Raw genomic sequence first — 22,510 nt, forward strand, 5'->3', positions numbered from 1 at the left:
TCTCCTCGGTTTACTTGAGCTCTTCAAAGGTTCGGGCCAGCTCGGCACCGGTCATCGGCTCCCGGGCGGCCACGAAGAGTGTGTCATCGCCGGCGATGGTGCCGACGACGTACGGTAACGCCGCACGATCGATCGCGCTGGCCAAATAGTCGGCCGCACCCGGCGGAGTTCGCAGCACCGCGAGGTTCGCGCTGGCGTCGGTGGACACCAGCAGCTCGCTGAGCAGCCGCGACAGCCGGGCCGTTCCCCCCGCCACGCCGCGCACCGGGCTGCCGTCCTCCGGGACCACGTAGACACCGACGCCGCCGTCGGCGCCGCGCAGCTTCACCGCGCCTAGCTCCTCGAGGTCGCGCGACAGCGTGGCCTGGGTGACGTCGATGCCCTCGTCGGCCAACCGTGCCGCCAGCTCGCTTTGGCTGCTGATCGCCGACGACGACAGGATCGCCACGATGCGGGCCTGCCGGCCGGCCCGGGTGGTTTCGGCGGTGCGGGTCATCGGGACCGCTCCAGCAGCCACACCAGCAGCGCCTTCTGGGCATGCAGCCGGTTTTCGGCCTCGTCCCACACCACGCTGGCCGGTCCGTCCATCACCTCGTCGGTGATCTCGTCGCCGCGATGGGCCGGAAGGCAATGCAGCACAATCGCTTTCGCATCGGCCAGGCTGAGCAGCCGGGCGTTGACCTGGAACGGCCGAAACGGTTCGACCCGGTCCAGCCCGTCGGTTTCCTGTCCCATCGAGGTCCAGGTGTCGGTGACCAACACGTCGGCACCCGCGGCGGCCGCGTCGGCGTCGGCGGTCACGGTGACCGAGGCGCCGGTGTCCGCAGCGCGCCGCTCGGCGGCGGCCAGCACGGCCGGGTCCGGCATGAAACCGTCCGGTGCAGCGATCGTCACGTGCATGCCGGCGGTGACCGCGCCGAGCATCAGCGAATGCGCCATGTTGTTGGCGCCGTCGCCGAAGTAGGACAGCGACAAGCCGCGCAGCGATCCCTTGTGCTCGGCGATGGTCTGCAGATCGGCCAGCACCTGGCAGGGGTGGAACTCGTTGGACAGCGCGTTGATCACCGGCACCGTCGCGATCGACGCCATGTCCTCGAGCCGGTCTTGGCCGAAGGTCCGCCACACGATCGCGTCGACGTAGCGCGACAGCACCTGCGCGGTGTCCTGCAGCGTCTCGTCGCGGCCCAGCTGAGTGCTGCCGCTGTCGACGACGACGGGATGCCCGCCCAGCTGTGCGATGCCCACCTCGAAGGAGAACCGGGTGCGGGTGGAGTTCTTGTCGAACAGCACGGCGACGCCACGCGGCCCGTCGAGCGGGCGACGGCTGAACGGGTTCCTCTTCAGCTCCGCGGCCAGCTCCAGCACCTCGGCCTGTTCGGCCGGCGACAGGTCGTCGTCGCGCAGGAAATGCCGGGTCATGCGGGGATCCCGTCCAGGATGCCCGGCAGCGCGGTGAGGAAGCTGTCGATCTGGGCTTCGGTGATCACCAGCGGTGGCGCCAACCGGATGACGTCGGGGCCGGCGGCGTTGACCAGGAATCCCGCGTCGCGCGCGGCGGCCTCGAGGTCCTTGGCCCGCGGCGCGGTCAGCACCACACCACACAACAGGCCGCGGCCGCGGGTGTGGTCGACCAGCGGGTGCCCGAGCGATTCGATGCCCTGGCGCAGCGACTTGCCCAACACGTCGGCGCGCCGGATCAGGTCGTCGTCGACCAGCACCCGCAGCACCGCGCGGGCGGCCGCGGTGCACACCGGGTTGCCGCCGAAAGTGCTGCCGTGCAGACCGGGCGTCAACAGCCGGGCCGCGGGCCCGACGGCCAGCACCGCGCCGATCGGCAGCCCGCCGCCGAGACCCTTGGCCAGGGTCACCACATCGGGGGTGATGCCGTCGTGCTGGTGGGCGAAAAAGGCTCCGGTGCGCCCGATTCCGGTCTGCACCTCATCGAGCACCAGCAGGGCGCCGTGGCGTGCGGTGATCTGGCGAGCCGCGGCCAGGTAGCCGGCGGGCGGGACGACGACGCCGCTCTCCCCCATGATGGGCTCCAGGAATACCGCCGCGGTGGCGTCGTCGACGGCGGCGGCCAACGCGTCGGCGTCGCCGTAGGGCACGTGCGTGATGTCGCCCGGCAGCGGCTCGAACGGCGCCTGCTTGGCCGGCTGCCCGGTCAGCGCCAGCGAGCCCATCGTGCGGCCGTGGAAACCCTCTTGCGCGGCAACCAATTTGGTGCGGCCGGTGAGCCGGGACAGCTTGAACGCCATCTCGTTGGCCTCGGTGCCCGAGTTGCAGAAGAAGACCCGGGTTTCGAGTTCGGCGCCGAGCGCGGCGACCAGTTCCTCGGCCAGCGCGACACCGGGTTCGGTGGCATACAGGTTCGAGGTGTGGCCCAGCGTCGACATCTGTTGTGTGACGGCCTCGATCAGGGCGGGGTGGCCGTGGCCGAGCACGTTGACCGCGATGCCGGCGAGCAGGTCGAGGTAGCTCTTGCCGTCCACATCGGTGACCACCGCGCCCGCACCACTGGCCAGCACCACCGGCGGGGTGCCGTAGTTGTTCATCATCACGGCTTCCCACCGCTGCCGCATCATGTCGGTGTTACGCCCAGTCACGCCGGCACCACCTTGGTGCCGGTGCCGGCGTCGGTGAACAGCTCGACCAGCACGCAGTGCTTGACCCTGCCGTCGATGACGTGTGCGCTGGGCACCCCCGCGGTGACCGCCCGCAGACATGCCTCTACCTTCGGGATCATGCCCGCCTCCAAAGTGGGTAGCAGTTGGGCCAGTGTGGCGGTGTCGATTTCGCTGACCAGCGAATCGCGGTTCGGCCAGCTGGTGTAGAGGCCCTCGACATCGGTGAGCATCAACAGCTTTTCGGCACCCAGCGCCTCGGCTAGCGCGGACGCCGCGGTGTCGGCGTTGATGTTGTGCACCTGACCTTCAGCGTCGGGCGCGAGCGTGGACACCACCGGAATACGGCGTGCTGCAATAAGATCCAGCACCGCGGCGGTGTTGACGGTGTCGACGTCGCCGACCAGGCCGATGTCGGTTTCCACGCCGTCGACGGTGACACTGCGCCGCACGGCGGTGAACAGCTGGGCGTCCTCGCCGGTGATGCCGACCGCGTACGGCCCGTAGGCGTTGATCAGGTTGACCAGTTCGCGGCCCACCTGCCCGAACAGCACCATCCGTGCGACGTCGAGCACTTCCGGTGTGGTGACCCGGAATCCGCCCTTGAAGTCGCCCTTGTCGATGCCCAGCCGGCGCAGCATCGCGGTGATCTGCGGTCCGCCGCCGTGCACGACGACGGGGTGGATTCCGCAGTTGCGCAGGAACGCCATATCGGCGGCGAAGGCTCGGCGCAGCGACTCATCGGTCATCGCGTTGCCGCCGTATTTGACCACGACGATCTTGCCGTGCAGCTGTTGCAGCCACGGCAGCGCCTCGGCCAGCACCTGCGCCTTGACCTGGGTGGGTAATTCATCGGTGTTGATCGTCATGTGCTGTAGGCCGAATTCTCTTCGACGTAGGCGTGGGACAGGTCGGTGGTCCGGATCGAGGCGTAGCCCTCGCCCAGGCCGAGATCGACCGTGACGTCGATGTCCGCCCCGGACAGGTCGACCTCGCGCGAGCCCGGGGTCCCGGTGCCCTCGGTGAAGACGACAAAGCCGTTGAACGACACGATGATTCGATCGGGCTCGATGATGACTCCCGGCGCCAGGCCAACGGCCGCCACCACCCGGCCCCAGTTGGGATCCGAGCCGAACATCGCGGTCTTGACCAGACTGTCGCGGGCGACCGCGCGGGCGGCCAGAAACGCGTCATCCTCGGAACGGGCCCCGGTCACCGTGACCGTGACGCGCTTGGTCACGCCCTCGGCATCGGCTTGCAGCTGCGCGCACAGATCGTCGCAGACCCGCAGTACCGCGTCGTCGAGCTCGGCCTGCGAGGGCGCGATGCCGCTGGCGCCGGAGGCCAGCAGCAGCACGGTGTCGTTAGTGGAACAGCAGCCGTCGATGTCTAGCCGGTCGAACGTGCGAAGGCTCGCCCGGCGCAGCGCCTGGTCGAGCGCCTGGCTGTCGGCGACGGCGTCGGTGGTCAGCACACACAGCATGGTGGCCAGCGACGGCGCCATCATGCCCGCACCCTTGGCCATCCCGCCGACCATCCAGTTGTTCTGATGATGCAGCGCAACCATTTTCGGCACCGTGTCGGTGGTCATGATCGCCTGTGCCGCCTCGTCGCCGCCGGACAGCCCGCCGTGCATGTCGTGCACGATGTGCGTGACACCGGCGAGCACCTTGTCCATCGGCAGCCGCTCGCCGATCAGGCCGGTCGAACAGACCGCGACCTCGATGGCCCCGGTCTCGGTGCCCCAGTCCGACAACGCGGCCGCGACGGCCTCCGCGGTGGCATGGGCGTCCTGGAAGCCACCCGGCCCGGTGCAGGCATTGGCACCGCCGGAGTTCAGGATCACCGCACGCAGCGCGCCGGCGCCGAGCACTTGTTGGCTCCACAGCACCGGCGCGGCCTTGACCTGGTTGCGGGTGAACACCCCGGCGGCCGCATAGTCGGGTCCTTCGTTGAAGACCAGCGCGAGGTCGCGTGCCCCGGACTTCTTGATCCCGGCGGCGATGCCGGCGGCGCGAAAGCCGGCGGCCGCGGTGACGCCCTGGGTGCGCACCAGCCGGGCGTCCTCGGTCACGGCGCCACCCCGACCACCGAAAGTCCTGCTGTCTCAGGCCAACCCAGCGCCAGGTTCATCGACTGCACCGCGGCACCACCGGTTCCCTTGACCAGGTTGTCGATCGCGGCGATCGCGACGAACGTCTCGGCGTCCTCGTCGACCGCGACGGCGACGTGCGCGGCGTTGCTGCCGATCACCGAGCCGGTGCGGGGCAGCTGACCATCGGGCATCAGGTAGATGAAAGGTTCCGCGTCGTAAGCCTTTTCGTATGCCGCCCGCAGCTGCGACAGCGGCGCCCGGGCGCGCGCCGTGCAGGTAGCCAGGATGCCCCGGGAGGTCGGGATCAGCACCGGGGTGAACGACACCGTGACGTCGCGGCTCGTGACCGCCCGCAGCCCCTGCGCGATCTCGGGCGTATGCCGGTGCGCGCCGGCGATGTTGTAGGCCCGTGCCGATCCGATCACCTCGGAGCCGAGCAGCTCGGCCTTGGCGGTGCGGCCCGCTCCGGAGGTGCCGCTGACGGCGACCACAGTGACGGCCGGTTCGACCAGGTCCTCGGCCACCGCGGGCAGCAAGGCCAGCAGCGCCGCGGTCGGATAGCAGCCCGGCACCGCGATCCGGCGGGCACCGCGCAACCGCTCCCGGGCGCCGGGCAGCTCCGGCAGGCCGTAGGGCCAGCTGCCGGCGTGCGGGGATCCGTAGAACCGTTCCCACGCAGCGGGATCGGTGAGCCGGAAGTCCGCGCCGCAGTCGATGACCAGCGTCTCGGGGCCGAGCTGCTCGGCCAGCGCCGCCGAATGTCCGTGCGGCAGGCCAAGAAAGACGACGTCGTGACCGCGCAGCACGCCCAGCTCGGTGGGCTCGACCACGCGCTGGGCCAGCGGCGTGAGATGCGGATGGTGCTCGCCGAGCGTGCTGCCGGCACTCGCCGCGGCAGTCACCGAGCCGATCGTGAGCCGCCCGTCGGCGTAGGCAGGGTGCCCGAGCAGCAGGCGCAGAATCTCCCCACCCGCGTAGCCGCTGGCACCGGCAACCGCCACCCTTATCACGTCGGCCATTTCGCCGATTCTGCATGGTTATGCGATTGATTGCAAATTCATGCTGACGCGAACGCGCTCCTAGGCGCGCATTTCGGCGCCGACCACCTCGGCGGCTCGGCGCACCGCGGCATCGCGGGCCGCGCTGGCGTCGTCTTCGGTCAGCGTGCGATCCGGCGCGCGGAATCGCAGCGCGAAGGTCAGCGACTTGCGGTTCTCGCCGATCTGCGGGCCGGTGAACACGTCGAACAGCTGCATGTCTTCCAGCAACTCGCCGGCTCCCTCGCGTACCGCTTCGGCCACCGCCTGGGCCGGCACGTCGGCGGGCACCACCAGGCTGACGTCCTGAAAGACGGCGGGGAACGGGGACACCCTCGGCGCCGGCAATGCCAGGGGAATGGGAATTGCGTCGAGGTTGAGTTCGAGCGCGCAGGTCCCCTTCGGCAGGCCGGACCGCTCGATCACGGCCGGGTGTAGTTGACCGGCATGGCCGACGACGGTGTCCGCGACGAGCACTTCGGCGCAGCGGCCGGGATGCCAGGGCAAGTGCTGGGCCGCCCGGAGTGTGAAGTCGATTCCACTGGCACGACCGATGATTCGCACCGCCTCGAGAGCGTCGGCCGCGTCGACGGCACGGCCAGGCCCCCACGGGCCACGCGGTTCGCGCAGTCCGGCCAACACCGCGGCGACGTGCTGTGGCTGGCGCGGCAGCGACGCGTCGAGCGTCGCGATCTCGGCGTCGGTCGGCCGGCGGTCGACGGGGATCAGCTCGACGCGGCGGGTCTGCTCGGTCGGCTGCACCACCTGCGCGATGGCGTACAGCGCGGCGTCGACCAGTCCACGGGAAACGTTGCGCCCCAAGGCTTCCAGCAATCCGGGCAGCAGCGTGGTGGCCAGCTCCGGTCGGTCCGCGTCCAGCGGGTTGAGCACCCGGGTCGCGGCGCGGCGTGGGTCGTCGGCCGGCAGGCCCCACAGATCGAACACGCCGGCCGGCAGGAACGGGGTCGGCAGGATCTCGACGTACCCGGACTGCGCGAGCGACTTCCCGATCGCGCGACGGCGTTTTTGCACCGGCGTCAGCCCCCGACCGGCCCGCGCCGGCGGCAGTATCGACGGAATGACTTCCAGCCCCTCCAGCCGCAGCACCTCCTCGACGAGGTCGGCGGGCTGCAGCAGGTCGGGTCGCCAGCTCGGCGGTGTCACGCTCAGCGTGGCACCGTTGTCGGCCACCGCAGCTCCGATTTGGGTCAGTCGCTGAACGGTGGTGCCCGCGGCGTATGCCACGCCGGCGACACGGTCCGGCAGATCGGCGGCGATGGTGATCGGGGGAAGCGACCAGTCGTCGCGCGGCGGGTCGCCCCGCCAATCGGTCATGGTCGGCGATACCGCTCCCCCGGTGATATCGGCCAGCAGCGCCGCGCAGCGGTCCAGCGCGGCCACCGAAATGGCCGGGTCGACGGCGCGCTCGTAACGGCGGGCGGCCTCGCTGGGCAGGTGCAGCCGCCGTTGGGTGCGCGAGATGGCGGCCGGGTCCCACACCGCGGCCTCCAGCAGCACGTCGGTGGAGTCGGCGCGCACCTCGGTGCTGGCCGCACCCATCACGCCGCCGATCGCCGTCGTCGCGACGTCGTCGACGATCAGTACGTCGGCCGGATCGAGTTTGCGCGCAATGTCATCCAGCGTGACGACCGTCTCGCCGGGCTCGGCGAAGCGGACCTTGAAGCCGCCGGTGATGCGGTTGCGGTCGTGGGCGTGCATCGGGTGACCCAGTTCCAGCATCACGTAGTTGGTCACGTCCACGGCCGGAGAGGTCGCCCGGATTCCGGACAGCAGCAGCCGGCGCTGCAGCCACCACGGCGACACCGCGGCCGGATCGATCCCGGTGACCGGGCGCAGCGCGAACCTCCGCACCCCGGTTCCGGCCTGCACGGTCAGCGGCCATGCCTCGCCGTCGGCCGGCAACGGCTTGACCACGGCATCGGAGGCCGGGTCGACGAAGTTCAGGTCGTAGGCGCAGGCGATCTCGCGGGCCAATCCGCGCACCGACATGCAGTAGCCGCGGTCGGGAGTGATGGCGAGGTTGAAGACCACGTCGTCGAGTCCGAGCACGTCGGCCCCGCTGGCGCCCGGTTCGGCGGTGCCCGGGGGCAGCACCAGAATCCCCGAATGGTCGGTGCCCAAGCCGAGTTCGGCCGCCGAGCAGATCATTCCGTCGGACTCACGGCTGTAGGTCTTGCGGGCGGTGATCGCGAAGCCGCCGGGCAGCGTCGTGCCCGGCAGCGCCACCACCACCAGATCGCCAACAGTGAAGTTCGTTGCACCGCAGACGATTCCGCGATCTCTGCCCTCGCCCACGTCGACCAGACAGGCGCGGATCGGCTTCTTGAATTCGGTGAGCTCCTCGATGGCCGACACCCGGCCCACGGTCAGCGGGCCGTCGACCGGGCCGAGCGTGACGACTTCCTCGACCTCGTGGCCGATGCGGACCAGCGTCCGCTCCAGGTCGCCGGGACCGGCATCCCACCCGGGGGCACCGGCGGTGACGACCTCACGCAGCCAGCTGTACGGAATGCGCATTACAGCCCCACCCCGAACGGCAGCGATAACCGGATGTCACCCTCGACCATGTCGCGCATGTCGGGGATGCCGTTGCGGAACTGCAGGGTGCGTTCCAGGCCCATCCCGAACGCGAAGCCCGAATACACCCCGGGATCAATTCCGGCGGCGCGCAACACGTTGGGATGAACCATGCCGCAGCCACCCCACTCCACCCAGCCGGCGCCGCCCTTCTTGCCGACGAACCACACGTCGACCTCCGCGGACGGCTCGGTGAAGGGGAAGAAGTGCGGCCGGATCCGGGTGCGCGCCTCGGGGCCGAACTCCGCGCGCGCAAGTGCGTCCAGCGTGCCCCGCAGGTGCGCCATGGTCAGGCCGCGGTCTACGGCCAGGCCCTCGACCTGATGGAAGACCGGGGTGTGGGTGGAGTCGAGTTCGTCGGTGCGAAACGTGCGGCCGATCGACACGATGTAGACCGGCAGCTCGCGGCCCAGCAGGGTGCGTACCTGCACCGGCGAGGTGTGGGTGCGCAGCAGCTGCCGGGAATCGTCCGGGGCGACGTAGAAGGTGTCCTGCTCGCTGCGGGCGGGATGGTCGGGCGGGAAGTTGAGGGCGTCGAAATTGAACTGTTCGGTCTCGACCTCGGGCCCCTCTGCCAGCTCCCATCCCATCGCGATGAAGGTGTCGGCGATGTGTTCGGCCAGGATCGTGATCGGGTGCCGGGCACCGGACGGCCGCCGCGTCGACGGCAGTGTGACGTCGATGCTTTCGGCGACCAGCACGGCCGCGTCGCGCTCGGCGCGCAACACCGCCAGCCGTTCGTCGTATGCGGTTTGCACCTCGCCGCGCGCGGTGTTGACGCGCTTGCCCGCGTCCGAGCGCTCCTCCTTGGGCAAGGTGCCCAGTGCTTGGCGCGCCAGCGCGATCGGCGAGCGGTCGCCGAGGTGCTCGGTCTTGATGTGTGCCAGCGCTTCCAGGGTGCCGGCCCCGGCCAATGCCCCGCGGGCCGCGTCGACGGCCTCGGCCAACGCTTCCGGCGACAGGTCGACGGGTTGATCACCCACGCGGCGACACTCTCCTTGCTAACGAGGCTGTTCCGGCCCGGATCGTCGCCGAACGGGGCGGGCTTGAGCGCGGCACGGGTCGAGTGCCGATCATATGTGACCGCAATCGGTGAACTGAACGCGCTTGGGTGGCCGGCGCCGAGTTAGCCGACCAGAACGGGCTGCAGGCCGCTGCGCTCTTCGTCGTCGTCCGCGATGGGAGCCGGCGGCGTGCTGCGCGCACCCCTGAGCTGGGCGATCTTGTACGCGGCCAACGCGCCGAGCGCCCCGACGACCGGAGCCGCGATCATCGTGCCCCAATGGTGAGCCAGGACCAGGAACCCGAAGCCCGCGGACGCGACCAGCATCGCGCCGCGCACCGGCGTCCACCGGATCGGTTGACGGAACCGGGCGGACACCAGCACACCCAGGATCACGGCGACGGTGTGCCCGGCATCGGTGAAGTCGGCGCCGATGATCGCCGAGGCCAGGCCCGCCGAGATCCACCACCCGACCCACGCCGGCCGCCACCGCTGAGGTATCGCCGCCGTCATCGCGCCGAGCACCGCGAGCGCGCCGTAGCTCATCCCGACGTCACTGGCCCGGGCGACGGAGATCGGCAGCCAGCCGAATTCGACCGCCGAAGCCAGCGCGGCGGCCACCACCAGCGTCGCGCCGATGTGGCCGACCAGGAACGCGATCACCAGCCGAACGGTCTGCAGATGCAGCTCCGCCAGGACCAGCAGGCAGGTGAGGAACGGCAGCCAGAAGTACAGCGGACCGGCGTCGACGACCAGCGCGCTGCCCAGCAACGTGCCGATATGTCCGTGCGCCAGGTTGTGCAGGTTGGTGCTGGCGCGCTCGACAATCACGTCGTGCGCGTGCTGGCCAAGCACCAGGATGGCGCAACTGACCGCAAGCAGAACCGCTACATACCCCACGGTAAAACGGACCCGGCCGAGCCGGGAAAGGATTCCCCCAAGCATTGAATCCATTCTGACGGCTAAATTGTTTCGTCCTCGTGATGGTGCGCTGTCAACTTGCTAAGAGTATTCGAGGCGATAAATCGCCAAGTCCGGCGGGATGCCCGGAGTTTTGGGCGTAAACATGGATTTACGTGCGCGTTTAGCGACGACACCCAACGCGTCCAGCTCGCTTTGCGGGATCAGATCCAGCGCCGAACTGAAAATCATGATCCCGCCTTTGCTCGCCCGATCCATCACCCGAGCGGCGATATTGACATCGACCCCGAGCCAGTCGGCGGCCAGCCGCTGCGGTCGCCCGGTGTGGATTCCGACCCGCATCTTGGGCCGATAGCCCGCCACCTCGACCTGCTTCAGCGCCTCGTCGGCCGCCACCACGGCGCGCACGGCGACGTCAGGGCGGCGGAACACCGCCATGATGCCGTCGCCCATCCGTTTGACGATGTGACCGCCCTCGTCCAGCAGCGGCGGCTCCACGGCGCGGGCCAGCTGGCGCAGCAGCGTGAGCGCCGCGTCGTCACCGGCTTGCAGCGACCACGTCGAGAAGCCGACCAGGTCGGTGAAGACCAGCGTCACCTCCGGATTAGCCGGCCGTCGCGACACCGCCTCGGTGAGCGCCTGCCAGACCTGCAGCACGCTCAAGCTGATCTCGCGCGAGGCCGCGTCGCGATCCCCCAGCAGCCGGTCGGCGGCGCGGGCCGCCGCCCGCGGGCCGCCGTCACCCGCCGTCGAGAGCGGGTCGCCGAATTCCGGATCGCCGGGCAGCATCCGTCGGGCCCGGCGGACGAATGCCACCACGCCGGGGTTGCGGTTGGCGCTGTGCCACCACTGCGTCGCGGTGTGTTTCGACACCGCAGAACGTGAGCCGGGGCGAGTCTCCGTCGTCACCGATTCGGAGTCCTCTTCTAACGACTCGCCCGGATCCGGATCGCGCGGCGCGAGTTCCACCTGGCAAGGGTAAGTAGTTTCACCGAAGCCCGGCAATGACGCCCGTCCGGTCTGTGTCGGACGTCGCACCGAACCGACTGATCACGACGTTGCCACACCCCTGCGGAAACTCGGTAACAGCTTCGCGTGGCGCGCGCCGAAAACGTAGACAACGTGTGTTGTCAAAGTTATCGTGAGCTCAGTCAGCAAGTAGGAGGTCGTGATGACTACCGCATCGACCACATCGGCTGATCCGCTCGGCCCAGATTCGCCGACCTGGAAGTACTTTGGCGACCTGCGCACCGGAATGATGGGCGTCTGGATCGGGGCGATCCAGAACATGTACCCACAGCTCGGCGCGGGCGTCGAGGAGCATTCGATCCTGCTGCGCGAACCGCTGCAGCGGGTCGCCCGATCGGTGTACCCGATCATGGGCGTGGTTTACGACGGCGAGCGCGCGGCGCTGACCGGCGAGCAGATCAAGCACTATCACGGCACCATCAAGGGAATTGATGCCGACGGGCGCCGCTACCACGCCCTGAACCCCGAGACCTTCTACTGGGCGCACGCCACCTTCTTCATGCTCATCGTCAAGGTCGCCGAATACTTCTGCGGTGGTCTGACCGAAGCCGAAAAACGCCAGCTGTTCGACGAACATGTGCAGTGGTACCGGATGTACGGCATGAGCATGCGGCCGGTGCCCAAATCCTGGGAGGAGTTCCAGGAGTACTGGGACCGGGTCTGCCGCGACGAGCTGGAGATCAACCAGGCGACGCTGGACATCTTCAGGATTCGCATCCCGAAGCCGAAGTTCGTCCTGATGCCCACGCCCATCTGGGACCAGATCTTCAAGCCGCTGGTGGCCGGTCAACGCTGGATTGCGGCCGGCCTCTTCGAGCCCGCGGTGCGGGAAAAGGCGGGCATGCGCTGGACGCCGGGCGACGAGATCTTGCTGCGGGTTTTCGGCAAGTTGATCGCGCTGGCGTTCCTGGCGGTGCCCGACGAAATTCGCCTGCACCCGCGGGCGCTGGCCGCCTACCGGCGCGCCGAGGGCCGGGTCCCGATCGACGCGCCGCTGGTCGAGGCGCCCGAGTTCATGGCGCCGCCGCGCGATCGCCGCGGGCTGCCGATGCACTACTTTCCCCCGCACAAATCGTTGATCGAGCGGGCCGGATCGCTAGTGCACACCACGCTCTCGCTGGCCGGGCTGCGACCCGCCGGGGGCCGTAAAAGAGCAGCCTAGAAACGCTGCAGCACACCGAGCGCCTGCGCGCTCTGGTACAGGCAGATCGCTGCGGCGGCAGCAACATTCAGGCTCTCCGCGCCGCCCGACATCGGGATGCGCACGCGATGGTCGGCCTGGTCGGTGATCTCTTCGGGCAGACCATGCGATTCCGGACCGAACAGCCACGCGGTCGGGTTGCTCAACAGCGCGTCGGCCTCGTCCAGGCGGGTGCCGCCATCGACGGTGGTGGCCAGCGCCTGCAGCCCGGCGGCACGCAGCGCGCCCAGCACCGCGTCGATGTCAGGTTCGGCGATGACCGGAAGCGAGAAGATGCTGCCGGCCGACGCGCGCAGGCACTTGCCGTTGTACGGGTCGACGCTGTGCCCGGCGAGAATCACCGCTGCGGCGCCCATCGCGTCGGCGAGCCGGATCAGCGTGCCCGCGTTGCCCGGCTCGCTGATCTCGACGGCCACCGCGACCAGCCGTGGCGACCCGGCCAGCGCCTGGCTCAGTCCGGTCGCAGGCATGTCGCACACGGCCACCAGCCCCGCTGGAGTAACGGTGTCGGACAAGGCTTTTGCCGCACGGTCGGTGACGACGTGGACCGGACCCTGCTGGCCGGCCAGCAGGGGCGCGTGCCGCTGCGCCGCGAGTTCGGTGGCGAATACCTCGCGGACCAATCCGCGCGCCGAGGCGGCCTCCACCAGGTTCTGGCCCTCGGCCAGGAACTGGTTGGACCGCCGTCGCACGACATGGCGATGCAACTTGACCGCCGCGGCCACCCGGGCCGAGCGCTCGGTCAGCACCGGGGTTAAGCAGCTTCTCCGGAGGGCGCGTTGACGTCCTTGGGCAGTGCCGCCCGGGCGACATCGACCAGCGCGGTGAACGCTGCCGGATCGGTGATCGCAATGTCGGCAAGGTTCTTGCGGTCGACCTCCACACCGGCGGCCTTCAGGCCCTGGATCAGCCGGTTGTAGGTGATGTCGTTGGCGCGGGCCGCCGCGTTGATCCGCGAGATCCACAACTTGCGGAACTCGCCCTTGCGCGCACGGCGGTCCCGGTAGGCGTACTGCAACGAATGCAGCTGCTGCTCTTTAGCTTTGCGGTAGAGCCGAGACCGCTGGCCGCGATAGCCCTTCGAGGCCGTCAAGACGCTGCGCCTCTTCTTGTGGGCGTTGACCGCCCGCTTCACGCGTGCCATGGATATTCCTACTTTCGTTCAGGCAGTAAATGGTCCGTAAAAGGAGTGAGCCGGTGCCGGGTCGTTGTCTGCCGTGGCCGGCGCTCGGTTTGTCGAAGGTCAGCCGTTCAGCATCGCGTTAACACGCTTGGTGTCGTTGGCGGCAACCTCGGTGCGGCCGTCGAGCCGCCGGGTGCGCTTGCTCGGCTTGTGCTCGAGCAGGTGTCGACGATTGGCTTTCTGGCGGACGATCTTTCCGGTTCCGGTACGCCGGAACCGCTTGCTCGCCCCGCTGTGGGACTTGGCCTTGGGCATGTTTCCTCTAGTTCTAGCGGTTTTCGCTGTTTCGCTGTCAGGTCAGTTCGGTGAAGCTGCGGTGTCGCCGGTTTCGTCCGCTTCGTGGGCGTCGTCGTGCGCCGGCTCGACCCCCGGCGCTTCGGGGTGCCGCGCCCTAGCGCGTGTCTTCGCGCCGCGGTGCGGTGCCAGCACCATCGTCATGTTGCGGCCGTCCTGCTTGGCCGACGTTTCGACGAATCCGTATTCGGCGACGTCGGCGCCCAGACGCTGGAGCAATCGGTAGCCCAGCTCGGGCCGCGACTGCTCGCGTCCGCGGAACATGATGGTGACCTTTACCTTCGATCCCGCCTCCAGGAAGCGGATTACGTGGCCCTTCTTGGTCTCGTAATCGTGATCGTCGATCTTGGGTCGCAGCTTTTGTTCTTTGACCACGGTCTGCTGCTGGTTTCGGCGGGATTCGCGCGCCTTCTGCGCCGCCTCGTACTTGAACTTGCCGTAGTCCATGATCTTGCAGACCGGAGGTCTGGCGTTCGGGGCAACTTCGACGAGGTCGAGATCGGCGTCCGCGGCGACGCGCAATGCGTCTTCGATGCGCACGATGCCTACCTGCTCTCCCCCTGGACCGATCAGTCGGACTTCAGGTACACGGATGCGCTCGTTGACGCGGGTCTCAGTGCTGATGGGGCCTCCCTTGTTGGGCTTCTGTCGTCGTCTCACCACGACCGGTGACTCGGGCCCATGGGATTCAGCGATGAAACGCCACACCATCAGCAAAAAAGCCCTGCAAAAGCAGGGCCCAATGCCGACCGATCGCGGCCTGAAACACATTCAGGCCGTCCGCGCCAAGCGCGAAACAGGCACCTCGCGGTGCCGTGACCGGACCGCTGCGCCTTGAAATATTTCGCGGCTAGCGGTGGGAGCGGGACTCCACTTAACTGTCCCAGGCCGTAGCCGGGATGGTCGCGGAGCCAAGTCTAGCAGTCACCAGGCATCCTCTCGCATTTCAGCTGCCTGGGGACGCCGGGGCCGAACGCCGCGGCCGAGCCGATATCGCCTCGGCTGGACGGACAATCAGTCTCGCCGACTATGGGCGCTTCGCGAGGCATTGGACGGGTTAAAGCCTTATCCTCGCGGTCTGTGACTCTCGCTTCTGCTGCTTCGGGGCCTCGTTCGAGCAGCCGGTCGAGTTCCCGGTATCGGTGGGTACCGGCGGCGGCCGGCTGGACCGTTGGCGTCATCGCCACCCTGTCTTTGATCGGCAGCGTGTCACCCCTGATCCGCTGGTTGATCAAGGGGCCGCGGGAGTTCATCAACGACTATCTGTTCAACTTCCCGGACACCAGCATCGCGTGGTCCTTCGTGCTGGCGCTGCTGGCGGCGGCCCTGACCGCCCGCAAACGCATCGCCTGGTGGGTGCTGCTCGGCCAAATGGTTCTGGCCGCATTCTGGAACGCCGCCGACATCGCTGCCGGCGACAACACCGCGGCCGAGACGTTCGGCGAAAACCTCGGGTTCGCGATGCACATCGTCGTGATCGTCCTGCTGGTGCTCAGCTATCGGGAGTTTTGGGCCAAGGTCCGCCGGGCCGCGTTGCTCAAGGCGGCCGCCGTCCTCGTCGTCGGCGACGTGATCGGAATCCTGTTGTCGTGGGGCCTGGTCGAGCTGTTCCCCGGATCGCTGGCCCGCCAGGATCGGCTGGGGTACGTGGCCAACCGGGTGGTGGGATTCGCCCTGGCCGACCCCGACCTGTTCACCGGCAAACCGCACGTTCTGCTCAACGCGATCTTCGGATTGTTCGGCGCGCTCGCCCTGATCGCCGCGGCGATCGTGCTGTTCCAATCCCAGCGCGCGGACAACGCGCTGACCGGTGAGGACGAGTCCGCGATCCGCGGGTTGCTCGAGCTGTACGGCAAGAACGACTCCCTGGGCTACTTCGCCACCCGCCGCGACAAATCGGTGGTCTTCGCGCACACCGGCCGCGCCGCGATCACCTATCGGGTCGAGGTGGGCGTCTGCCTGGCCAGCGGCGACCCGGTCGGCGATCCCCGGGCGTGGTCGCAGGCCGTCGAGGCGTGGCTGGCGTTGTGCAAGACCTACGGCTGGGCGCCCGGTGTGATGGGTGCCAGCTCGCTGGGAGCCCAGTCTTATCGCGAGCGCGGCCTCAACGCTCTCGAGCTTGGCGACGAGGCCATACTGCGAACCTCCGATTTCCGGCTGTCCGGCCCGGACATGCGCGGGGTGCGCCAGGCTGTGACGCGGGCGCGACGTGCCGGGCTGACGGTCCGGATCCGTCGGCACCGCGACATCGCTGCCGACGAGATGGCCGAGACGATTTCACGCGCCAACGCCTGGCGCGATACCCAGTCCGAGCGCGGTTTTTCGATGGCGCTGGGGCGCCTCGGCGATCCCGCCGACGGGGAGTGTCTGCTGGTCGAGGCGCTGGATCGCGACGAGCAGGTGGTCGCGATGCTGTCGCTGGTGCCGTGGGGAAGCACCGGTGTTTCGCTGGATTTAATGCGCCGCTCTCCCCAATCCCCCAACGGCACCAACGAATTCATGGTCAGCGAACTTGCCCTGAACGCGGAAAGCCTCGGTATCAACCGCGTTTCGCTGAACTTTGCGATGTTCCGGTCGGCGTTCGAGCAGGGCGCCCAACTCGGCGCCGGCCCGATCGCGCGGCTGTGGCGGGGGCTGCTCCTGTTCTTCTCCCGGTGGTGGCAGCTGGAGACGCTGTACCGCTCCAACATGAAATACCAACCCGAATGGGTGCCGCGCTACGCCTGCTACGAGGACGCCCGGCTGATCCCGCGAGTCGGCGTCGCCTCGGCGATGGCCGAAGGCTTCCTGGTATTGCCGTTCAGCCGGCGCGACAAGGTGCACACCGGGCATCACTCCGCCGTGCCGGCCAGGCTGGCCGAATCCGGGTTGCTGCACGAAGACGGTTCGGCTCCGGACGTCAGCGGCCTCAAACGCGGCGACGAAGTCGACTCCGAGGAGTACCGGCGGCGGCTGCCCGAGCAGGTGCGGGTTCGGCTGGCCAAGCTGAGAGCGTTGCAGCACAACGGAATTGACGCCTACCCGGTGGGGTCCCCGCCCAGCCACACGGTCGCCCAAGCTCTCGACAGCGACGACCAGGACACGGTCTCGGTAGCGGGCCGGATCCTGCGGATCCGCGACTTCGGCGGCGTGCTATTCGCCGAGCTGCGCGACTGGTCGGGCGAAATGCAAGTGCTGCTGGATAATTCGCGACTGGAGGCGGGCCGGACCGCCGATTTCACCGCGGCCATCGATCTCGGTGATCTGGTCGAGATGACCGGGCACATGGGATTCAGCAAGCGCGGAACCCGCTCGCTGATCGTGAGCGATTGGCGGATGGTCGGAAAGTGCTTGCGGCCGTTGCCCAATAAGTGGAAAGGTCTGACCGACCCGGAAGCGCGAGTACGCACCCGCTATGTCGACCTGGCGGTCAATGCCGAGTCACGCAATCTGGTGGTGGCACGCAGCAGCGTGCTGCGCTCGGTCCGGGAAACGTTGTTCGCCAAGGGTTTCATCGAGGTGGAAACTCCGATCCTGCAGCCGATCCACGGTGGGGCCGCCGCCCGCCCGTTCGTCACCCACATCAACACCTACGACATGGACCTGTTCCTGCGCATCGCGCCCGAGCTCTACCTGAAGCGGTTGTGTGTCGGCGGCGTGGAGCGGGTGTTCGAGCTGGGCCGGGCGTTCCGCAACGAAGGTGTCGACTTCAGCCACAACCCGGAGTTCACCCTGCTGGAGGCCTACCAGGCGCACGCCGACTATCGGGTGTGGATCGACGGCTGCCGCGAACTGATCCAGAACGCCGCCGAGGCGGCCAACGGCACGCAAACGGTGTTGCGACCACACCCCGATTCCGGCTCGAATGGTGACGCCCGCCTGGAACCGGTCGACATCTCCGGGGTGTGGCCGGTGAAGACCGTGCACGACGCGGTCTCCGACGCACTCGGCGAACGCATCAACCCAAACACGTCGCTGAGCGCGCTGCGCAAGCTGTCCGACCGCGCCCGCATCCCCTACCGCGACCATTGGGACGCCGGCGCGATCGTGCTGGAGCTCTACGAGCACCTCGTCGAGGACCGGACCGAGGAGCCCACGTTTTATATCGACTTCCCGACGTCCGTGTCCCCGCTGACCCGTCCGCACCGCAGTCAACCCGGCGTCGCCGAGCGGTGGGACTTGGTGGCGTGGGGTGTCGAGCTGGGCACCGCCTACAGCGAGCTCACCGATCCGGTGGAACAACGGCGCCGACTGCTGGCACAGTCGCTGCTGGCCGCCGGCGGCGATCCGGAGGCGATGGAACTCGACGAAGACTTCCTGCAGGCCATGGAATACGCGATGCCGCCGACCGGCGGGCTCGGGATGGGGATCGATCGGCTCGTGATGCTCATAGCTGGCCGCAGCATCCGCGAGACGCTGCCATTTCCGCTGGCCAAACCGCATTAGCCGAGAGACCGGGTCTCAGCGAGTCCACAGGGAACATCGGGGTAAATATGTTCCGGGATGGTTAACAATCGATCACAATGGACCGCGTGACACCGCCGGCGCCCGAGGCCACCGGGGAGTTGTTGGCAAGCAGTCATACCTCGCTGATGCATGGCTGGGTACCGATCACGGTCCAGGTCATCACGGCGATCGTGCTGTCGCTGGCCGTCGGCTGGCGACCACGGCGCTGGCGGATGGCGTGCCTGCCGGTTGCCGCTGCGATCGGTACGGCCGCGGCGTACGGAACACATTGGTATGTGGTCGATCAGGGTCTGTCCGACGAGCCCGCGCCTGCCGCGCTGTGGCTGTGGACCGCGCTGACCGCCGCTGCCGCGGTGGTGCTGTTGCTGGGCTGGCGCGGCGCGCGCGGCTGGCAGCGCAGTGCCGCGCTGGTGTCGGTGCCGCTGTGCCTGTTGTGCGCCACGTTGATGCTCAATCTGTGGGTCGGGTACTTCCCCACCGTGGAGTCGGCCTGGGGCCAGTTCACCTCCGGCCCGCTGCCCGACCAGACCGATCGTGCGACCGTGACGGCGATGGCGGCCAAGGGAAGTCGGCCGGCGCACGGCAGCGTGGTGCCGGTGGTGATCCCGTCGTCCGCGTCGCACTTCAAGCACCGCGGTGAGCTGGTGTACCTGCCGCCGGAGTGGTTCGACACCAGCCCGCCGCCGGCCCTGCCGACGATCATGATGATCGGCGGGCAGTTCAACACGCCCGCGGACTGGACGCGCGCGGGTAACGCGATCAAGACGATCGACGACTTCGCCTCGGCGCACCACGGCGAGGCCCCGGTGCTGGTGTTCGTGGATTCCGGCGGAGCTTTCAACAACGACACCGAATGCGTCAACGGTGTTCGCGGCAACGCCGCCGACCACCTCACCAAAGATGTTGTCCCCTACATGATTTCGAGTTTCGGCGTCAGCGGAGACCGCGCCCACTGGGGTGTGACGGGCTGGTCCATGGGCGGAACCTGCGCGGTGGACCTGACCGTCATGCACCCGGACATGTTCAGCGCGTTCGTCGACGTCGCCGGAGACTTCTTTCCCAACGCCGGCAACAAGGCACAGACCATCAGTCGGCTGTTCGGCGGAAACGCTGACGCGTGGGCGTCATTCGACCCCAGCACCGTGATCAACCGGCACGGCCGGTACCGCGATGTCGCCGGCTGGTTCGCGATCTCGTCGGACGGCCCGCCCGCGGCGCACCGGAACATCTCGATCGCAGACACCGCCGCGATGCGGCTAGCGGGCCGCGACGCCGCGGCCAACCCGAGCAACCAGACCGCGGCCGCGTATTCGCTGTGCGCGCTCGGTCGCTCCAACGGCATCGACTGCGCGGTGCTGGCCCAGCCGGGTAAGCACGACTGGCCCTTCGCCGACCGGGTGTTCGCGGCCGCGCTTCCGTGGCTGGCCGGCCAGCTGGGCACGCCCGGTGTGCCACGGGCGCCGTTGCCCGACGAATCGCCCGCCGACGCGCCGTCGTCGTCCGCGACGGTGGTGGTCCCGGCACAGCATTCCAACAACGCGCCGAGGTAACCGCCGATGCCGTCCATCGCGCGGCTGCGTCGGGCACTCTTCGCCCGGCACTGCAACCCGTGGAGCGCGTGGACCCGCTAGGCCAGCACGCCGCTGATCCTGGTGCCGGTGTGGACGCGGCGCCGCGGCCACGCGGTCTGGCTCGCGGTGTGGCTGGCGGTCAATCCGTTCGTCTTCGGCAAGCCCACGCAACTGCGCGCCTGGTCGACCCGGGCGATGCTGGGCGAGGAGCTGTGGATCAGCCGTCGCCCCCACGACCGGGCCGCCGTGGTCAGCGGGCTCACCTCGGCGACGGCGTTGGTCGCCATCGTGGCCGCGCGCCGCCATCTTCTGCTGCCCGCGGCGATTGCCATCGTGCTGCAGATGTCGCTCACCCTGCTCTATTGGGAGCAAATGGTGCGCTATCTCGACGGGGAGCGACGGGACGCAGCCACGCGGCAGTAGCGTGGCATCCATGCCCGACGAACCAGCAAACCCCGTCACCAGTGCACCCGACCCCGGGTACGACAACGCGGGTGTCCCGACCTTCGACGCGGTGCGTGAGAAAATCGAAACCCGCTACGCGACGTCACTGGGCGACGCGGAACTCGACGCCCAATCCCCGGAGGGCCGCTCCGTCGACGAGCAATACGACGAGCGCCAGCGCGCCGCGGCCGAACGGCTGGCGCAGATCCGCGAGTCGATGCGCGGGAACCAGGGCTAGGGCGAACGACTTGACGCCGGGGGATATTGATGAGTGAAACGCGGGTCGGGAGTCGATTCGGGCACTACCAGCTGCGCCGCCTGCTGGGCCGCGGCGGAATGGGCGAGGTGTACGAGGCCTACGACTCCGTCAAGGACCGCGTGGTGGCGCTCAAGCTGGTATCCGAACAAGTCGGTTCCGACGACGTCTTTCGCCGCCGCATGCAACGCGAAGCCCAGACCGCGGGCCGGCTGGCCGAACCACACATCGTGCCCATCCACGATTACGGTGAGATCGACGGCCAGCTCTACATCGATATGCGGTTCATCGAAGGCCAGGACGTCGGGTCGGTGCTCAGCCGCACCGGGCCGCTGCCGGCACCGCGCGCGGTCGCCATCGTCGAGCAGGTCGCGTCCGCCCTGGACGCCGCCCACCGCGCCGGGGTGATCCATCGCGACATCAAGCCCGAGAACATCCTGCTCACCGAGGGCGACTTCGCCTACCTGGTCGACTTCGGCATCGCCGCTGCTGCCACCGACCAGCGGGTGACCAAAACGGGTGCCGCCGTGGGTAGTTGGAGCTACATGGCGCCGGAGCGATTCGGCAAGGAGGACCTCACCTACCGCGTCGACATCTACGCCCTCGCCTGTCTGCTATACGAATGCCTCACGGGCGCAACACCTTTCCAGACCGATAGCCTCAGCAGCCTGATGGCCGCACACATGATGGAGCCGATCCCGCGGCCCAGTCGGCGAAATCCCGCCATTCCGGTCGCGTTCGACGAGGTCATCGCCCGCGGCATGGCCAAAAACCCCTACGACCGCTACGTCACCGCCGGCGATCTGGCGCAGGCCGCCCTGCACGCGCTCAGCGCGCCCGACCAAGACCGGGCGACCGACCTGATCCAGCACAGCCAGCACTTCGCTCCACCGCCACCGCAGCCCTGGACCCAGCCGGCACCCGTCGCACCGGCCTGGGTCACCGGCCCGCCACCGTGGGCGCCGACCCCACCGCCCCGGCGCCGACTGGGGCTGATCATCGGAGCTATCGCGATCGTCGTCGCGGCAGTCGCGGGCACCGGGATCTGGGCGGCCGCGCGCAAACCCAGCGCGTCCCAACCCGACACTGCCGTCACCAGCACCGTCGCGGCCTCTACTCCTCCCCGCCGCTGCCGCGCCGATAGTTACTCCGGCGCAACTGAATTCGTTGCTGGCACCGGTGGATCTGGTCAACACCCTGCTCAGCACCACCGGCATCGTCGTCGACCGCACCACCGCCGAGATGAGCGAACCCGCGCCCGGCAACACGTTGTCGGACGACGGGTGCCTTGGAGCGTTGATCGGATTCCAAGGCCCGACGTACAAGAACAGCGGTTACACCGCGATGCTCGCCGAGCTGATGGAGAAGCCGCAGAGCAAGCCCGGCTACGTCGTGGTCCAGGGCGCGGTGATCTTCGCGTCCGCGGACCAGGCCCGGGCGTTTGTGACGGCCCAGGCCGAGCAATGGCGAACGTGCGCCGGAAGAACCGTGACTCAGGTCAACAAGGGGGCCACATCCACGTGGACATTCCGGGAGATCAGCGGCAACCCGCCCGACATCGCCCTGCAGCACACATTGGCCAACAGCCCGGTGGTGTGCCAGCACGTCATTCACGCGGTCTCCAATGTGGTCATCGACGTGAACGCCTGCGCACCCGGAATCATCAACCAAGCCAGGCAGATCGCCAACCAGATGGCAACCCGGATCCCCGCCTAAGCGTGGCGGCACCGACGACAGTCGAGGTCTGCCCCGGGGAACAAAAAGCACGGACTTGATGGGTTGGATTCAGTGGCGCACCATAACCGGAT

General features: G+C 68.4%; 18 protein-coding genes and 2 pseudogenes. 6 read left to right on the top strand and 14 right to left on the bottom strand.

Annotated features, from left to right (window positions below):
* Nucleotides 1–10: 10 nt before the first annotated feature.
* From G6N54_RS04940 to G6N54_RS04985, 10 genes and pseudogenes are all read right to left on the bottom strand, one after another.
* Nucleotides 11–496 (bottom strand): arginine repressor, encoded by a 486-nt coding sequence (locus G6N54_RS04940; protein WP_163794521.1) that lies wholly within the window; start codon nt 494–496, stop codon nt 11–13.
* Entirely contained in the window at nt 493–1,419 is a 927-nt protein-coding gene (argF, locus tag G6N54_RS04945) for an ornithine carbamoyltransferase (RefSeq protein ID WP_163788808.1), read from the bottom strand. Before argF ends, G6N54_RS04940 begins: the two co-directional genes overlap by 4 nt.
* Complete coding sequence (locus G6N54_RS04950; protein ID WP_276057087.1) at nt 1,416–2,585, bottom strand: acetylornithine transaminase; 1,170 nt, start codon at nt 2,583–2,585, stop codon at nt 1,416–1,418. The genes argF and G6N54_RS04950 overlap by 4 nt, the downstream gene beginning before the upstream one ends.
* Nucleotides 2,586–2,602: 17 nt before the next feature.
* Entirely contained in the window at nt 2,603–3,493 is an 891-nt protein-coding gene (gene argB / locus G6N54_RS04955) for an acetylglutamate kinase (RefSeq protein WP_163788810.1), read from the bottom strand.
* Nucleotides 3,490–4,698, bottom strand: a complete 1,209-nt coding sequence (gene argJ, locus G6N54_RS04960; protein ID WP_163788811.1) for a bifunctional glutamate N-acetyltransferase/amino-acid acetyltransferase ArgJ — start codon at nt 4,696–4,698, stop codon at nt 3,490–3,492. The genes argB and argJ overlap by 4 nt, the downstream gene beginning before the upstream one ends.
* Nucleotides 4,695–5,754, bottom strand: a pseudogene (gene argC / locus G6N54_RS04965) (N-acetyl-gamma-glutamyl-phosphate reductase). Before argC ends, argJ begins: the two are co-directional and overlap by 4 nt.
* A 44-nt stretch (nt 5,755–5,798) precedes the next feature.
* Entirely contained in the window at nt 5,799–8,294 is a 2,496-nt protein-coding gene (gene pheT / locus G6N54_RS04970; RefSeq protein ID WP_163788813.1) for a phenylalanine--tRNA ligase subunit beta, read from the bottom strand.
* Nucleotides 8,294–9,337 carry a phenylalanine--tRNA ligase subunit alpha gene (pheS, locus tag G6N54_RS04975; RefSeq protein ID WP_163788814.1) on the bottom strand — a complete coding sequence of 348 codons (1,044 nt, stop codon included), beginning with the start codon at nt 9,335–9,337 and terminating at the stop codon, nt 8,294–8,296. Before pheS ends, pheT begins: the two co-directional genes overlap by 1 nt.
* A 143-nt stretch (nt 9,338–9,480) precedes the next feature.
* Nucleotides 9,481–10,302, bottom strand: a complete 822-nt coding sequence (locus G6N54_RS04980; protein ID WP_163788815.1) for a rhomboid-like protein — start codon at nt 10,300–10,302, stop codon at nt 9,481–9,483.
* Nucleotides 10,303–10,359: 57 nt separating this feature from the next.
* The gene (locus G6N54_RS04985) at nt 10,360–11,247 is read right to left on the bottom strand and encodes an adenylate/guanylate cyclase domain-containing protein (RefSeq protein ID WP_163788816.1); all 888 of its coding nucleotides are present in this window, start codon (nt 11,245–11,247) and stop codon (nt 10,360–10,362) included.
* A gap of 202 nt (nt 11,248–11,449) precedes the next feature.
* Here G6N54_RS04985 and G6N54_RS04990 point away from each other — a divergent pair, with 202 nt between their 5' ends.
* Nucleotides 11,450–12,469 carry an oxygenase MpaB family protein gene (locus tag G6N54_RS04990; RefSeq protein WP_163788817.1) on the top strand — a complete coding sequence of 340 codons (1,020 nt, stop codon included), beginning with the start codon at nt 11,450–11,452 and terminating at the stop codon, nt 12,467–12,469.
* Here the strand turns inward: G6N54_RS04990 and G6N54_RS04995 are convergent.
* From G6N54_RS04995 to infC, 4 genes are all read right to left on the bottom strand, one after another.
* Nucleotides 12,466–13,257 (bottom strand): TrmH family RNA methyltransferase, encoded by a 792-nt coding sequence (locus G6N54_RS04995; RefSeq protein WP_163788818.1) that lies wholly within the window; start codon nt 13,255–13,257, stop codon nt 12,466–12,468. The genes G6N54_RS04990 and G6N54_RS04995 overlap by 4 nt on opposite strands.
* Nucleotides 13,258–13,262: 5 nt before the next feature.
* A complete protein-coding gene (gene rplT, locus G6N54_RS05000) occupies nt 13,263–13,652 on the bottom strand; it encodes a 50S ribosomal protein L20 (RefSeq protein WP_036468879.1) in 390 nt (129 codons plus the stop codon).
* A 99-nt stretch (nt 13,653–13,751) separates the two neighbouring features.
* Nucleotides 13,752–13,946: a 50S ribosomal protein L35 gene (rpmI, locus tag G6N54_RS05005; RefSeq protein WP_163788819.1), complete on the bottom strand. Its 195-nt coding sequence runs from the start codon at nt 13,944–13,946 to the stop codon at nt 13,752–13,754.
* Nucleotides 13,947–13,988: 42 nt separating this feature from the next.
* Nucleotides 13,989–14,609 (bottom strand): translation initiation factor IF-3, encoded by a 621-nt coding sequence (gene infC, locus G6N54_RS05010; RefSeq protein WP_232073737.1) that lies wholly within the window; start codon nt 14,607–14,609, stop codon nt 13,989–13,991.
* Nucleotides 14,610–15,014: 405 nt separating this feature from the next.
* On the opposite strand from infC, the gene lysX reads away from it, so the two are divergent.
* The 5 genes and pseudogenes from lysX to G6N54_RS31260 all read left to right on the top strand — a co-directional run bounded on the left by lysX (nt 15,015) and on the right by G6N54_RS31260 (nt 22,418).
* Nucleotides 15,015–18,410 carry a bifunctional lysylphosphatidylglycerol synthetase/lysine--tRNA ligase LysX gene (lysX, locus tag G6N54_RS05015; RefSeq protein ID WP_163788820.1) on the top strand — a complete coding sequence of 1,132 codons (3,396 nt, stop codon included), beginning with the start codon at nt 15,015–15,017 and terminating at the stop codon, nt 18,408–18,410.
* A gap of 146 nt (nt 18,411–18,556) precedes the next feature.
* The gene (locus tag G6N54_RS05020) at nt 18,557–19,981 is read left to right on the top strand and encodes an alpha/beta hydrolase (protein ID WP_163794522.1); all 1,425 of its coding nucleotides are present in this window, start codon (nt 18,557–18,559) and stop codon (nt 19,979–19,981) included.
* Nucleotides 19,982–20,089: 108 nt separating this feature from the next.
* Entirely contained in the window at nt 20,090–20,425 is a 336-nt protein-coding gene (locus tag G6N54_RS05025; RefSeq protein ID WP_332107605.1) for a DUF6653 family protein, read from the top strand.
* Nucleotides 20,426–20,435: 10 nt separating this feature from the next.
* The gene (locus G6N54_RS05030) at nt 20,436–20,684 is read left to right on the top strand and encodes a PspA/IM30 family protein (RefSeq protein ID WP_163788821.1); all 249 of its coding nucleotides are present in this window, start codon (nt 20,436–20,438) and stop codon (nt 20,682–20,684) included.
* A gap of 29 nt (nt 20,685–20,713) precedes the next feature.
* Nucleotides 20,714–22,418 (top strand): annotated as a pseudogene (locus G6N54_RS31260) (serine/threonine-protein kinase PknH/PknJ).
* Nucleotides 22,419–22,510 lie beyond the last annotated feature (92 nt).

The sequence above is a fragment of the Mycobacterium stomatepiae genome (assembly GCF_010731715.1).
Taxonomy (GTDB): domain Bacteria; phylum Actinomycetota; class Actinomycetes; order Mycobacteriales; family Mycobacteriaceae; genus Mycobacterium; species Mycobacterium stomatepiae.

What these genes read in the sequence shown, in the direction of transcription:
- rplT (WP_036468879.1), bottom strand. Translation starts at nt 13,652, where the DNA reads ATGGCACGCGTGAAGCGGGCGGTCAACGCCCACAAGAAGAGGCGCAGC.
- G6N54_RS04950 (WP_276057087.1), bottom strand. Translation starts at nt 2,585, where the DNA reads ATGATGCGGCAGCGGTGGGAAGCCGTGATGATGAACAACTACGGCACC.
- G6N54_RS05020 (WP_163794522.1), top strand. Translation starts at nt 18,557, where the DNA reads ATGCATGGCTGGGTACCGATCACGGTCCAGGTCATCACGGCGATCGTG.
- lysX (WP_163788820.1), top strand. Translation starts at nt 15,015, where the DNA reads ATGGGCGCTTCGCGAGGCATTGGACGGGTTAAAGCCTTATCCTCGCGG.
- G6N54_RS04990 (WP_163788817.1), top strand. Translation starts at nt 11,450, where the DNA reads ATGACTACCGCATCGACCACATCGGCTGATCCGCTCGGCCCAGATTCG.
- rpmI (WP_163788819.1), bottom strand. Translation starts at nt 13,946, where the DNA reads ATGCCCAAGGCCAAGTCCCACAGCGGGGCGAGCAAGCGGTTCCGGCGT.
- argF (WP_163788808.1), bottom strand. Translation starts at nt 1,419, where the DNA reads ATGACCCGGCATTTCCTGCGCGACGACGACCTGTCGCCGGCCGAACAG.
- G6N54_RS05030 (WP_163788821.1), top strand. Translation starts at nt 20,436, where the DNA reads ATGCCCGACGAACCAGCAAACCCCGTCACCAGTGCACCCGACCCCGGG.
- argB (WP_163788810.1), bottom strand. Translation starts at nt 3,493, where the DNA reads ATGACGATCAACACCGATGAATTACCCACCCAGGTCAAGGCGCAGGTG.
- G6N54_RS04980 (WP_163788815.1), bottom strand. Translation starts at nt 10,302, where the DNA reads ATGCTTGGGGGAATCCTTTCCCGGCTCGGCCGGGTCCGTTTTACCGTG.
- G6N54_RS04940 (WP_163794521.1), bottom strand. Translation starts at nt 496, where the DNA reads ATGACCCGCACCGCCGAAACCACCCGGGCCGGCCGGCAGGCCCGCATC.
- pheT (WP_163788813.1), bottom strand. Translation starts at nt 8,294, where the DNA reads ATGCGCATTCCGTACAGCTGGCTGCGTGAGGTCGTCACCGCCGGTGCC.